The organism is Streptomyces sp. NPDC002787, assembly GCF_053592095.1.
This window is the reverse complement of sequence record NZ_JBSFVC010000016.1, coordinates 191384-205008: the sequence shown is the minus strand read 5'-3', so window position 1 is coordinate 205008 and position 13625 is coordinate 191384. Positions and strand designations below refer to the sequence as shown.

Here is a 13625-nt window from a genome sequence, read left to right as displayed (position 1 = left end):
CGCATCCCTGAGGTTTACATCTTTGCGAGGATGTCCACGGTGAACACCATCACGGAGTCCTTCTTGATGTCGCTGCCGCTCGGCGGCGTGTCCCCGTAACCCAGCTCCGGCGGGATGACGATGAGGAGGCGACTGCCCACCTTCTTGCCCGTCATGCCCTGCGACCAGCCCTTGACGACCTGCTTCAACCCGAACGAGCTCAACGCCTCGCGGCTGTAGGAGGAGTCGAACTCCTTGCCGGTGTCCCAGATGACGCCCTTGTACTGCACCAGAAGGCTGTCGTCCGCACCGACCTCGGGGCCGTCGCCCTCCAGGATGTAGTTCGCCACCAGCTTCGTCGGCGGGTCCACCTTCGGCACCTCGATGGAGGGCGCCTTGCCGTCGGTGTTGGTCCCCACCTTCGGCAGGTCCACATTGTCCTGCGCGACCTTCGTGCCCTTGGCGGAGCTCTTGCCGTTGAAGGTGTTCTGGACGTCGACGACGAAGACCAGCGTGTCGGTGCCCTTGATACCCGCCTGCTGGTTGCCCCCCGTGCCGTAGCCCCAGGTCGGCGGCACCGCCATCTGGACACGGCTGCCGGCCTTCTTGCCGGTCAGCGCATACCGCCACCCGTCGATGATGCCCTGCGGGCTGAGCTGGATGACCAGCGGCGTCTTGCGGTCGTAGGAGTTGTCGAAGACCTTGCCCGTGGCCCAGATCTGCCCCAGATAGTTCGCCTGGATGTAGTCACCCTCGGCGACCGTCTTCCCGCTGCCCGCGATCACCGTCTTCACCGCCAGATCCTTCGACGGGTCACCACTGCCCTTGGCCACCGTCGGCTTCTCGTCGAACTTCACACCGCCCGTGATGGCCGGCAACGGACCGTCCACGATCTTCGGCGGCTTCGCCGCGCTCGCCGACGCGGACGGGCTGCTGCTGGCCTTGGCCGAGTCGGACTCGCCGTCACCACAGGCGGCGAGCGTGACCAGTCCAGCGGGGACAGCGATGAGGAGTGAGCGTCGGCGCACGGTGAAGGCCTCGTATCGGTCGATCTTGTCGGATGGCGTGCGCGCAACTCTACGGCGTGAGAAGGGCGCCGTACGGCAAACGTACGGCGCCCCGCGTTGCGTTCCGGCAATCCGGCCCGGAACTCATCCGCTCACATTCCCGCGATCAACTTCTCCACCCGGTCGTCCACCGAACGGAACGGGTCCTTGCACAACACCGTGCGTTGCGCCTGGTCGTTGAGCTTGAGATGCACCCAGTCGACCGTGAAATCCCGGCGCTGTTCCTGCGCACGCCGGATGAAGTCCCCACGCAGCCGGGCCCGAGTGGTCTGCGGCGGAACCGACTTCCCCTCGAAGATCTTCAAGTCATTGCAGATACGGGCGGCCTGACCTTTCCTCTCCAGGAGGTAGTAGAGACCACGACGGCGGTGAATGTCGTGATACGCGAGGTCTATCTGCGCGACCCGCGGATGCGACATGGTCATGTTGTGCTTGGCGCGGTACCGCTCGATGAGCTTGTACTTCATCACCCAGTCGATCTCGGTACCGATCCGGTCGAGGTCCTCGGCCTCGATCGCGTCCAGCGTGCGGCCCCACAGCTCCAGGACCTGCTCGACCGTCCCCGTACGGATGCCGCGGCGCTCCACGAAGTCCACGGCCTTCTCGAAGTACTCGCGCTGCACCTCCAGCGCGGAGGCCTCACGGCCACTGGCCAGCCGCACCTTGCGACGGCCGGTGATGTCATGGCTGACCTCACGGATCGCCCGGATCGGGTTCTCCAGAGTGAGATCACGCATGACCGTGCCCGCCTCGATCATGCGCAGCACCAGGTCGGTGGCACCGACCTTCAGCAGCATGGTCGTCTCGGACATGTTCGAGTCGCCCACGATGACGTGGAGACGGCGGTACCGCTCGGCGTCCGCGTGCGGCTCGTCACGCGTGTTGATGATCGGCCGGGAACGGGTCGTCGCCGAGCTGACGCCCTCCCAGATGTGCTCCGCGCGCTGGCTCACGCAGTACACCGCACCACGCGGAGTCTGCAGCACCTTGCCCGCGCCGCACAGCAGCTGCCGGGTGACCAGGAACGGAATCAGGATGTCCGCGAGCCGGGAGAACTCCCCGTGCCGCGCCACCAGATAGTTCTCATGGCAACCGTACGAGTTGCCCGCCGAGTCCGTGTTGTTCTTGAAGAGGTAGACGTCGCCCGCGATTCCCTCCTCGTGCAGGCGGCGTTCGGCGTCGACCAGCAGTCCCTCGAGAATGCGCTCGCCGGCCTTGTCGTGAGTGACCAGTTCGGTCACGTTGTCACATTCGGGTGTCGCGTATTCCGGATGTGAGCCCACGTCGAGATAGAGGCGGGCCCCGTTCCGCAGAAACACATTGCTGCTGCGGCCCCATGACACGACACGGCGGAAGAGGTACCGCGCCACCTCGTCAGGAGACAGACGGCGCTGTCCCCTGAACGTGCACGTGACGCCGTACTCGTTCTCCAGCCCGAAAATGCGGCGGTCCATGACTGAACATTACGCCCGATCCACCGAGCTGAAACGGGGTTCGGCAGCACGGTTTGGATCATTTTCCGATGAGACCGCAACCACCGCACCCTCGGAAGGAACAGCGAGAACCCGCCCCGTCGCCAGCAGAACCAGCAACGACACGGCTCCCGCGGCACCCGGCACGACGAAGCCCCAGAGCGCGCCGCCCCACTCGACGACAGGGCCGGCGGCGGCCGTCCCCAGCGATTGGCCCACCGTGAACGTCGTCACGATCCACGAGAACGCCTCGGTCACCGTGCCACGCGGCGCGTGCTTGTCCACGAGGACGAACACACACGCGATGGCAGGCGCCAGGAACACACCCGCGAGCGTCGTGAGCCCCGTCATCCCCACCGGACCCGGCATCAGCGTCAGCGGCACGTAGCAGACCGCCAGCAGCGCCACCAGCACCTGCAGACGACGCTCCGGCGCCCCGGTCCACCGCCGCGCCCCGTAGACCGTGCCGCCCACAAGCGCCCCCAGCCCGACACCCGCCATCAGCCACCCGTAGACGGCGTCCCCACCATGGCCGTCCGCGTACGAGACGGCGGCGACGGTGATCGAACCCAGCGCGACACCCACGAAGAGGAACGCCCCCAGCAGCGCCAACATCCCGGGCGAGCGCAACGCGCCCAGCCAGTGGGCCTCGCGCGGAGCGGAGCGCCAGGCCCGCGACGGCGGCGAGACGACCACCCAGAGGGCGCCCAGCACCCCGATGACACTGAGCACGACGAGCGCGGCCGACGCCGACCACAGCGACACACACAGGGTCACCAGCAGCGGCCCCACGGTGAACATGATCTCCTGGGCCACCGCGTCCATCGCGTACGCCGTGTGCACCTGCTCCTCCCTGCGCAGGACCGAGGACCACAGGGCCCGCAGCCCGCCCTCCAGGGGTGGCGTGAACAGCCCTGCGACGGCCATGGCGAGATACGCCACCGGCAGCGGATCCAGCCCCGACAGGGCGAAGACGATCATGGCGAGGGCCGAGACGACCGCCGCCGGCAACTGCACGCGCGGCTGCCCACGAAGATCCACGAGCCGCCCCAGCAAGGGCTGTCCGACCGCGTTGGCCAAGCCGTACACGGCCGCCAGGCCACCCGCGAGGCTGTAGGTCCCGCCCTCCGCACGGACGAAGAGCACGATCGCGATCGCGGCGGTGGCGTTCGGCAACCGGCCCACCAGTGTCCCGGCGAGCAGTCGGGCGGCGTGCCGCGTCCTGAGTATCTCGAGGTATCCGGCGGCCATGTCCTGCCTCTCGACGGCTTTCGGCAAGGGAAGTGTTACGTATAACGTCCTCCGTCATACGTACCATGTGCCCAGACCGCCAGTCCAGACGAAGGAGCAGACCGACGGTGGCACGAGGTAGTACACGGCCCACGAGCCGTGACGTCGCCCAGGCCGCCGGCGTCTCACAGGCCGCCGTCTCCCTGGTCCTCGGCGACAAATGGCGCGGCCGCGTCTCGGAAACCACCGCCGAACGCGTACGCCAAGCCGCACGGGAACTGGGCTACCGGCCCAACCTCGCCGCCCGCAACCTGCGCCTCGGCCGCACCCGAACCGTGCTCCTGGTGGTCCCCGCCCTCACGACCGAGTTCTTCGCCGGCGTCTACACGGGCGCCGCCCGCGTCGCCGCCCGCCACGGCTTCGGCGTGGTCCTCTACCCCTCCCCCGAGGGCGTCGGCCCCGCCCGCGACCCCTTCGCCTCCGCCCAGGCCGCGCTCGACGGCGTGATCGCCTCATCGATGGCCGCGGACGCGCTCAGCGCCATCAGAGGCGACCAACTCCCCCTGGTCATGCTGGACAGCGACCCCGAAGGCAGCCTCGGGGCGGCGACCGTCAACCTCGACATCCGCGACGGAGTCCGGCAGGTCGCCGAGCACCTGCTCACTCTGGGACACCGCCACTTCCTGCACCTCGCCGCCGACATCCCCTCCTGGACCTTCGACATCCGCGCGCGCGAACTGGCGGCACGGGTGGGCTCGGTACCGGGCACGTCCCTGCGTACGGCCGCCGCGCCGATCTCCATCGAAGGAGCACTGGCCGCGGCCGAGGCGGCACTGGCGGGGACCGACGCCGGAGGACGGCCCACCGCGGTGGTGTGCGACGACGACAAACTCGCGGCCGGGGTCTACAAGGCCGCACGGCGGTCGGGCCTACGGGTACCGGAGGACGTCTCGGTGACAGGGCTGGACGACCTCGCCCTCGCCACGGCACTCGACCCCGAGCTGACGACCGTACGGCTGGACGCGGAGCTGTTCGGCGAGCGGGGGATGGAGGCCCTGCTGGCCGTCCTGGAGGGGCGCACGCCGGCGGAGGGGGATATTCCTGTGGAGCTGGTGGTTCGCGAGTCCACGGCACCACCGAGGGCCTGAGGAGGGCCACCCACCTCCCGGCCGGACGGGACTGTCGCACCGTTCCCACGCCGTGCGGGGCGCGCTACCGCCGCTCCACGCCGCGCGCCCCGGCCTGTGTCGGCCGGGGCGCACTACGGGCGGGGTCGCGGAAGCCGGCCCTACTCCTCTTCCTCGGAGCTTTCGGCCTCGGTGGCGGCGCCGTCGGTCTCCAGGAGCCGGGCGAGCTGGCGGCCGACGATGCGCTTGAACTTGCGCTGCTGCGGACGGGTGCGATCGAGAACAGCGACCTCGAGGCGCTCGGCGGGGATCTCCCGCTGAGTGCCGTTGGTGTCACGGGACAGCGCCTGGACGGCGAGCTTCAGGGCCTCCGCCAGGGACATGCCGTCCTCGTGACGCTGGTCCAGATAGCTGCTGATCTGCTCGGCGTTACCGCCGACCGCGACCGAGCCGTGCTCGTCGACGATCGAACCGTCGTGCGGCAGCCGGTAGATCTGATCCCCCTCAGGGGCCTCCCCCACCTCGGCCACGACCAGCTCCACCTCGTACGGCTTCTCAGCCGACGAGGAGAAGATCGTGCCCAGGGTCTGGGCATAGACATTGGCGAGACCACGGGCGGTCACGTCATCACGGTCATAGGTGTAACCACGCAGGTCGGCGTACCGCACACCACCGATCCGCAGATTCTCGTACTCGTTGTACTTACCGGCGGCCGCGAAACCGATCCGGTCGTAGATCTCGCTGAACTTGTGCAGCGCACGGGACGGGTTCTCACCGACGAACACGATGCCGTCGGCATACTGCAGCACGACCAGGCTGCGGCCACGGGCGATGCCCTTGCGGGCGTACTCCGCCCGGTCGGCCATGGCCTGCTGGGGTGAGACATAGAACGGCGTCGACACCGGTTATCCGTCCCTTTCTGTCGAAGTCACTGGATCACCTTGATAAGAGGGCCGTCGACCGGACCGGCTAGAGCAGAGCGGCGCGCGGGCCGTCGGGCTGCTCCAGACGCCGCTCCAGGATCGAGCGGGCGATCTCGGACGACTCCTCGTCGGTGAGCCGGCGGAAGCCGTCCTCGGTGATCACGGTGACGATGGGGTAGATCCGGCGGGCGACATCGGGACCACCGGTCGCCGAGTCGTCGTCTGCCGCGTCATAGAGGGCCTGGATCACGAGGGTCGTGGCCTCGTCCTCGGAGAGGTCGGCACGGAAGAGCTTCTTCATGGCACCGCGCGCGAAGATCGAACCGGAGCCGGTGGCCGCGTAGCCACTCTCCTCGGAACGGCCACCCGTCACGTCGTACGAGAAGATGCGGCCCTTCTCGCGGTCCACGTCGTAACCGGCGAAGAGCGGGACGACGGCCAGACCCTGCATGGCCATGCCCAGGTTGGAACGGATCATGGTCGACAGACGGTTGGCCTTGCCCTCGAGGGAGAGCTGAGCCCCTTCGACCTTCTCGAAGTGCTCCAGCTCCAGCTGGAACAGCTTCACCATCTCCACGGCCAGACCGGCCGTGCCGGCGATCCCGACAGCCGAGTACTCGTCGGCCGGGAACACCTTCTCGATGTCCCGCTGCGCGATCATGTTCCCCATCGTGGCCCGGCGGTCACCGGCGAGCACCACACCGCCGGGGAACGTCACGGCCACGATCGTCGTGCCGTGCGGGGCCTCGATCACGCCCTGGGTCGGCGGCAGCTGCCGCTTGCCGGGCAGCAGCTCCGGCTGGTGCTCCGACAGGAAGTCCATGAAGGACGACGACCCAGGCGTCAGGAAGGCAGCTGGTAGACGCCCGGTGCTACGAGTGTTGGCTTCCACGCGTTTCCTTCCACGTATGTCGCAGCCCGCCTTATGACGTCGGGCCGATCCTTGAACTGCCCCAGCGCCGCGTTGCAGCTGAAGCACAGTACGCCTCGGACCCTACCCGTCTCGTGGCAGTGATCCACATGCACCGGCAAGGCCGCCAAACATATGCAGCAGACGCCTCCTTGGGAGGCGATCAGCTCGTCGCGTTCGGCTTCCGTGATGCCGTACTCGCGCTTCAGATGGTCCTGCCTGCTCTGGACAGCCCGGCACGCCTTGCAACGCGTCGACAGGCCGTCGGACGCGGTTGCGTTGCGATGCCACTCGCTGTGCGGCTTGATGTCGCCGCATGTCCGGCAGAGTATGTGCCCGGGAGGGACGTCCACCCTCTCCCGCACGGGCTTCCCCATGGCCTGCCTGCGACGCCGGTAATGCGCGGCGCTGTACTCGGCCACGCACTCCCGACACCTCACCTGAAGGCCGTCGCTACGGTTCTTGTCCTTGGCGAAAGCGGTGACAGGCAGCACTCGCCTGCAGCCGCTGCACCGCTTCTCGACCTTTTCCATCCCCCGCAACCCGAATCTTCAATTCGAAGGCTAGAGCAGCCCTCAGCCTTTACTCGCCACCCTTTTGCACGAAGGAGCGCACGAAATCCTCGGCATTTTCCTCGAGTACATCATCAATTTCGTCGAGAACCGAGTCCACGTCGTCGCTCAGCTTCTCCTGGCGTTCCTTGAGGTCCTCCGAAGCCTGCGCCTCCGGCGCCTCCTCGACCTCTTCAGTGGAACGGGTGGCCTTCTGCTGGCCGCCGCCGGTGTCCTTGGTCGCCATAACCCTCACCCCGCTCTGTTGCCCGACATGGTCGACAGGTCGGCATTCCTGCCGATCGGTGATGATCAGACCCTACAAGCCGGGTCTGACATTGGCCCCGTTGTTTCCACAACGTCCGGGGACCACCTCGATGATTCCCGGACGGCGGTGTTTCCACCCTGCCCCGCTGATCACGATTGAGGCCCGGTTCAGTTGCCGGACAGCACCCTGACCAGGTCTTCCGCCGTGCGGCAGCGGTCCAGGAGCTCCTTGACGTGATTTCGCGTTCCGCGAAGCGGTTCGAGGGTTGGGACGCGCTGGAGCGAATCCCGGCCCGGGAGATCGAAGATCACCGAGTCCCAGGAGGCCGCGGCGACGTCGTCGGCGTACTGCTCCAGGCAGCGCCCGCGGAAGTACGCCCGGGTGTCCTCCGGGGGCTTCGTACGGGCCCGGTCGACGTCGGCCTCGTCCAGGAGCCGCTTCATCTTGCCGCGGGCCGCGAGACGGTTGTAGAGGCCCTTCTCGGGGCGCACGTCGGCGTACTGGAGGTCGACGAGGTGGAGCCGGGCGGCGTCCCAGTCGAGGCTGTCGCGGCGCCGGTAGCCCTCCATGAGCTCCCGCTTGGCGACCCAGTCCAGTTCCCCGGACAGACTCATCGGGTCGTTCTCCAGGCGGTTGAGGGTGTCCTCCCACCTGCTCAGGACGTCCTTGGTCTGTTCGTCGGCGTCGGCCCCGAAGCGCTCCTCCACGTACTTGCGCGACAGCTCGTAGTACTCCATCTGGAGTTGCACGGCGGTCAGGGTGCGGCCGCTGCGGAGGGTGACGAGGCGTTGCAGGGACGGGTCGTGGGAGACCTGGTGGAGGGTGCGTACGGGCTGGTCGACGGCCAGGTCGACGGCGATGAAGCCGTCTTCGATCATCGACAGCACCAGCGCCGTCGTGCCCAGTTTCAGGTAGGTCGAGATCTCGGACAGGTTGGCGTCGCCGATGATCACGTGGAGGCGGCGGTATTTCTCCGCGTCCGCGTGGGGTTCGTCGCGGGTGTTGATGATGGGGCGCTTGAGTGTGGTCTCCAGGCCGACCTCGACCTCGAAGTAGTCGGCGCGCTGGCTGAGCTGGAAGCCGTGTTCGTGGCCGTCCTGGCCGATGCCGACGCGGCCGGCGCCGGCGAAGACCTGGCGGGAGACGAAGAAGGGGGTGAGGTGGCGCACGATGTCCGAGAAAGCGGTTTCCCGCTTCATCAGGTAGTTCTCGTGCGTGCCGTAGGAGGCGCCCTTGTTGTCGGTGTTGTTCTTGTAGAGGTGGATCGGCTGGGCGCCGGGGAGCTGGGCGGCGCGTTCGGCGGCTTCGGCCATGATCCGTTCGCCGGCCTTGTCCCACAGGACGGCGTCCATGGGGTTGGTGACCTCTGGGGCGCTGTATTCGGGGTGTGCGTGGTCGACGTAGAGCCGCGCGCCGTTGGTGAGGATGACATTGGCGAGGCCGATGTCCTCGTCGGTGAGCTGGCTGGAGTCGGCGGCTTCGCGGGCGAGGTCGAAGCCTCGCGCGTCCCGCAGCGGATTCTCCTCCTCGAAGTCCCAGCGGGCCCGGCGGGCCCGGTGCATCGCCGCGGCGTAGGCGTTGACGATCTGGGACGAGGTGAGCATGGCATTGGCATTGGGGTGGCCGGGGACGGAGATCCCGTACTCCGTCTCGATGCCCATTACTCGCCGTACGGTCATGCGGCCCTCCTTGCCCGGCGGCGTCCTCGGTCGGGGACGCTGCTCAAGTACCGCTGGCGCTCCGGTGCGTGTGCGGTGCCCGTCCCCGCACTGCGCGACGTGGCGGTACGAAAGAGCCTAGAACGGCTCTGCGCTGGTGGGGAGATCATTTGCGTCATTGCCTTGCTCCGGCTTTACCTGGAAAACAGTCGGCTGCGGGTACCCACTGAGGGCACCCGCAGCCGCCCTGTGTTTTACAGGTACTGTCCGGTGTTCGCCACCGTGTCGATGGAGCGTCCGGTGTCGGCGCCCTGCTTTCCGGTGATCAGGGTACGGATGTAGACGATCCGTTCGCCCTTCTTTCCGGAGATTCGGGCCCAGTCGTCCGGGTTGGTGGTGTTGGGCAGGTCCTCGTTCTCCTTGAACTCGTCCACGCAGGCCTGGAGGAGGTGGGAGACGCGGAGGCCCTTCTGGTTCTTGTCGAGGAAGTCCTTGATCGCCATTTTCTTGGCGCGGCCGACGATGTTCTCGATCATGGCGCCGGAGTTGAAGTCCTTGAAGTAGAGGACTTCCTTGTCGCCGTTGGCGTAGGTGACTTCCAGGAAGCGGTTCTCCTCGGATTCGGCGTACATGTGTTCCACTGCCGTCTGGATCATGCTCTGGACGGTGGTGGCCTTGGAGCCGCCGTGTTCGCCGAGGTCGTCCGCGTGGAGCGGGAGGCGCTCGGTGAGGTACTTCTGGAAGATGTCCTTGGCCGCTTCGGCGTCCGGACGTTCGATCTTGATCTTCACGTCGAGGCGGCCGGGGCGCAGGATGGCGGGGTCGATCATGTCCTCGCGGTTGGAGGCGCCGATGACCACGACGTTCTGCAGGCCTTCCACGCCGTCGATCTCGGCGAGCAGCTGGGGGACGATGGTGTTCTCCACGTCCGAGCTGACACCGGAGCCGCGGGTGCGGAAGAGGGATTCCATCTCGTCGAAGAAGACGATGACGGGGGTGCCCTCGCTGGCCTTCTCCCTCGCACGCTGGAAGACGAGGCGGATCTGTCGCTCGGTCTCGCCGACGTACTTGTTGAGGAGCTCGGGGCCCTTGATGTTGAGGAAGAAGCTCTTGCCCTGGGCCTGGCCGGTCACTTCTGCGACCTTCTTGGCCAGTGAGTTGGCCACGGCCTTGGCGATGAGCGTCTTGCCGCATCCGGGGGGTCCGTAGAGGAGGACGCCCTTGGGCGGGCGCAGTTCGTGCTCCTTGAACAGGTCGGGGTAGAGGTAGGGGAGCTCGACCGCGTCGCGGATCATCTCGATCTGGTTGCCGAGGCCACCGATCTGCTCGTACCCGATGTCGGGGACCTCTTCGAGGACGAGTTCCTCGACCTCGCTCTTGGGCACGACCTCGTAGACGTAGCCGGAGCGGGGTTCGAGCAGGAGGGCGTCGCCGGGGCGGATGGTGATGTCCAGCAGCGGCTCGGCGAGCCGTACCACCCGTTCCTCGTCGGTGTGCCCCTGCACGAGTGCGCGCTCGCCGTCCTCGAGGATCTCCTTGAGGGTGACGATGTCGCCGACGCTCTCGAATTCCATGGCCTCGACCACGTTGAGAGCTTCGTTGAGCATCACTTCCTGGCCGCGCCGGAGCTCTTCCAGGTCGACGCTCGGGCTGACGTTCACCCGGAGCTTTCGGCCTCCGGTGAAGATGTCGGCCGTGCCGTCCTCGTTCGCCGTGAGGAAGACACCGAAGCCGGCCGGCGGCTGTGCGAGCCGGTCGACTTCTTCCTTGAGGGCCACGATCTGGTCGCGGGCCTCACGGAGCGTGTTGGCGAGCCGCTCGTTCTGTGCGGACACGCCGGCCAGATTGGTCTGCAGCTCGACGATCCGCTCTTCGAGAATCCTCGTGTGTCGCGGAGAGTCGGCGAGCTTGCGTCGCAGGACGGCGATCTCCTGCTCAAGGTAGGCAATCTGCCCGGCGGGGTCGTCGGACCCTCGTCCCGGGCGGATGCCGCGGTTCATGTCGTCGTCGTGGGCTGCCACGGTCCTCACCTCCTCCAAGGGGAGCTGGACGCTTCCAGACCCTACCTGGGTGGGTGTCGATTGAAACCCCTAGATCACAAAGACGGTCGGGGTGTGTCCGATCTTCACCCTTGCGCTCTCCCTCACGCCAGGGGAATACCCACCGAACATGATTGGGAAGCGGCCCCAGGTAGGGTCGAAGTGTTCAACACCCGTCAGAGCCTGCATCGTTCCCGACCGGCTCGACGAATGAAACGGCAGGAGAGATGAGCGTGCAGCAGGAGGCCGGAGCCGAGGGCGAGGCGCTCGAGGTCTGGATCGACCAGGACCTGTGCACCGGTGACGGTATCTGCGCCCAGTACGCGCCCGAGGTGTTCGAGCTGGACATCGATGGGCTGGCCTACGTGAAGAGCGCGGAGGACGAGTTGTTGCAGGCTCCGGGGGCCACAACGCCCGTTCCGCTGCCGCTTCTCGCGGATGTGGTGGACTCCGCGAAGGAGTGTCCGGGCGACTGCATCCATGTACGTCGCGTTTCGGACAGGGTCGAGGTCTTCGGTCCCGACGCGGAGTGACTCGTCGGGCACTCCGCGTCGTCGTGTGTCTGTTTTCTCACACCGGGTTTGCCGGGTGATCACTTCCCGTTCGTCTGCCGTCGGGTGGTGTTCAGACGCTTTGTGCTCCGGCGGGCGTAGAGCGCGTGAACGCCCCGTTCTTCCACTGCCACTTGACGGGGTCGGTGACGTCGGGGCAGCAGTTGGGGACGTCCTCCGACGAGTAGCCGTGGAGGGTCGCGGTGACGACGGCGTCACGGACGGCGAAGTCGGTGACGGTCTTGCGGTCCTCGGGGTTCACGAGGGTGGCCACCACGCGGGGCTGCGCGGCGTCGGTGGAGCGGGTGAGGACGTACACGCCGTCGGGCGGCGTGCCCATGCTGGCGTCGCAGTGCACGACGGCCACGGTCTCCGGGCGGCCGTCTCCGTCGAGGTCCCCGGAGCGCTTCTGTTTCACGACGATCCCGACGGGTCCGCAGTCGAGCGGGAGGTCCACCTCGGTGGGGTCGGGGGCCGCCACGACGGCCGGGGCCGGCTGGGTCCTGGGGTCGGCCTGGGCCGCTCGCGCCGCGTCGGGTTGGAGGGCGGACGACAGGGCCACGACTCCGGCGAGGGCGGTGGCCGTGGCGAGCCAGTGGATGGGGCGGGTGTGCGCGTGTGCCAGTTCCGGGACGGCGGATTGCTGCACTAGGAGCGTCTCCTGAGGGTGCTGTGCCGGTTGGGATGACCGCATGGTGCCACACGTCACAGGGGTGGGGAACGGCGGGGTACGTGGTTCCCGCAGCTTTCTGGTGGCGCGTCAACGGGAAAACGCCGTGGCCGAGTTCCCGGGCGCTGCGGGGAACTCGGCCACGTCAATGGCGTGTTCGTCGTACGGGTGGTCAGCGGCCGGTGCCGCCGTCGGCGTTGGGTCCCGCGTAGTCCTCGCCGTAGGCGCCCTTGGCGGGGCGGCGGCGGCGCATGGGGGGCTCGACGCCGTCGGCGAGGCGGCGGGCGGTGAGCAGGAAGCCGGTGTGGCCGATCATGCGGTGGTCGGGGCGGACGGCGAGGCCCTCGATGTGCCAGTTGCGGATCATCGATTCCCAGGCGCTGGGCTCGTTGAAGCAGCCGATCTCGCGGATGGACTCGACGGTGCGGGCGAGCTGGGTGGTGGTCGCCACGTAGCAGCAGACGATGCCGCCGGGGACGAGGGCCTTGGAGACGGCTTCCAGGCATTCCCAGGGGGCGAGCATGTCGAGGATGACGCGGTCGACGTCGGTGTCCGACAGGTTGTCCTGGAGGTCGCCGACGGTGAGCTGCCAGGCGGGGTGGGGGCCGCCGAAGTAGCGCTCCACGTTCGCCTGGGCGATCTCGGCGAAGTCGGCGCGGCGCTCGTAGCTGTGCAGCATGCCCTGGTCGCCGATGGCGCGCAGCAGGAAGCTGCTGAGCGAGCCGGAGCCGACGCCGGCCTCGACGACACGGGCGCCGGGGAAGATGTCGGCGAAGGCGAGGATCTGCCCCGCGTCCTTGGGGTAGACCACGGCGGCGCCGCGGGGCATGGACAGGACGTAGTCGGGGAGCAGGGGGCGGAGCGCCAGGTAGGCGACGTTCCCCGTGGTGCGGACAACACTGCCCTCGGGAGCGCCGATCAGCTCGTCATGCGGGAAGGAACCCTTGTGGGTGTGGAAGTTCTTTCCCTCTTCGAGCGTGAACGTGTAGTGGCGTCCCTTGGGGTCGGTGAGCTGGACCTGGTCCCCGACCTTGAAGGGCCCGCGACGGCGGGCGGCACCGGTCGGTTCGGACATGTGACCCAGCGTACCGGTCCCCGGAGGGCGCGCCGACCACGGTGGGGGTGGGCTCGCGTCCGTGGGGGCATGCGGGTCCGTGGTGGCTGGTCGCGCAGTTCCCCG

Annotated in this window: 13 protein-coding genes; 2 read left to right on the top strand and 11 right to left on the bottom strand. The window is 67.6% G+C overall.

The window, feature by feature from the left end; genetic code table 11:
* Positions 1-14: 14 nt before the first annotated feature.
* The 3 genes from ACWD26_RS23635 to ACWD26_RS23625 all read right to left on the bottom strand — a co-directional run bounded on the left by ACWD26_RS23635 (position 15) and on the right by ACWD26_RS23625 (position 3769).
* Positions 15-1007 (bottom strand): FKBP-type peptidyl-prolyl cis-trans isomerase, encoded by a 993-nt coding sequence (locus ACWD26_RS23635; protein ID WP_451273103.1) that lies wholly within the window; start codon positions 1005-1007, stop codon positions 15-17.
* Between the two features lie 131 nt (positions 1008-1138).
* Entirely contained in the window at positions 1139-2500 is a 1362-nt protein-coding gene (gene pafA / locus ACWD26_RS23630) for a Pup--protein ligase (RefSeq protein WP_451273101.1), read from the bottom strand.
* A gap of 9 nt (positions 2501-2509) precedes the next feature.
* Entirely contained in the window at positions 2510-3769 is a 1260-nt protein-coding gene (locus ACWD26_RS23625; RefSeq protein ID WP_451273099.1) for an MFS transporter, read from the bottom strand.
* A gap of 107 nt (positions 3770-3876) precedes the next feature.
* Here ACWD26_RS23625 and ACWD26_RS23620 point away from each other — a divergent pair, with 107 nt between their 5' ends.
* Positions 3877-4896: a LacI family DNA-binding transcriptional regulator gene (locus ACWD26_RS23620; RefSeq protein WP_451273098.1), complete on the top strand. Its 1020-nt coding sequence runs from the start codon at positions 3877-3879 to the stop codon at positions 4894-4896.
* Positions 4897-5036: 140 nt separating this feature from the next.
* On the opposite strand, the gene prcA is transcribed toward ACWD26_RS23620, so the two are convergent.
* The 6 genes from prcA to arc form a co-directional block, all read right to left on the bottom strand.
* Positions 5037-5777, bottom strand: a complete 741-nt coding sequence (gene prcA, locus ACWD26_RS23615) for a proteasome subunit alpha (RefSeq protein WP_451273096.1) — start codon at positions 5775-5777, stop codon at positions 5037-5039.
* A gap of 67 nt (positions 5778-5844) precedes the next feature.
* A complete protein-coding gene (prcB, locus tag ACWD26_RS23610; RefSeq protein ID WP_451273094.1) occupies positions 5845-6690 on the bottom strand; it encodes a proteasome subunit beta in 846 nt (281 codons plus the stop codon).
* Positions 6642-7241, bottom strand: a complete 600-nt coding sequence (locus tag ACWD26_RS23605) for an endonuclease domain-containing protein (RefSeq protein ID WP_451273092.1) — start codon at positions 7239-7241, stop codon at positions 6642-6644. Before ACWD26_RS23605 ends, prcB begins: the two co-directional genes overlap by 49 nt.
* A gap of 49 nt (positions 7242-7290) precedes the next feature.
* A complete protein-coding gene (locus ACWD26_RS23600) occupies positions 7291-7506 on the bottom strand; it encodes a ubiquitin-like protein Pup (RefSeq protein ID WP_123544333.1) in 216 nt (71 codons plus the stop codon).
* 188 nt (positions 7507-7694) lie between these two features.
* On the bottom strand, positions 7695-9206 hold the full coding sequence (gene dop, locus ACWD26_RS23595; protein ID WP_451273089.1) for a depupylase/deamidase Dop: 1512 nt from the start codon (positions 9204-9206) through the stop codon (positions 7695-7697).
* Between the two features lie 233 nt (positions 9207-9439).
* On the bottom strand, positions 9440-11206 hold the full coding sequence (gene arc, locus ACWD26_RS23590; protein ID WP_451273088.1) for a proteasome ATPase: 1767 nt from the start codon (positions 11204-11206) through the stop codon (positions 9440-9442).
* A 245-nt stretch (positions 11207-11451) separates the two neighbouring features.
* On the opposite strand from arc, the gene ACWD26_RS23585 reads away from it, so the two are divergent.
* A complete protein-coding gene (locus ACWD26_RS23585; protein ID WP_451273086.1) occupies positions 11452-11757 on the top strand; it encodes a ferredoxin in 306 nt (101 codons plus the stop codon).
* 91 nt (positions 11758-11848) lie between these two features.
* On the opposite strand, the gene ACWD26_RS23580 is transcribed toward ACWD26_RS23585, so the two are convergent.
* Together ACWD26_RS23580 and ACWD26_RS23575 are read right to left on the bottom strand one after the other, a co-directional pair.
* Positions 11849-12424, bottom strand: a complete 576-nt coding sequence (locus ACWD26_RS23580; RefSeq protein ID WP_451273084.1) for a hypothetical protein — start codon at positions 12422-12424, stop codon at positions 11849-11851.
* Positions 12425-12617: 193 nt separating this feature from the next.
* A complete protein-coding gene (locus ACWD26_RS23575) occupies positions 12618-13520 on the bottom strand; it encodes a tRNA (adenine-N1)-methyltransferase (protein WP_451273082.1) in 903 nt (300 codons plus the stop codon).
* Positions 13521-13625: the final 105 nt, after the last annotated feature.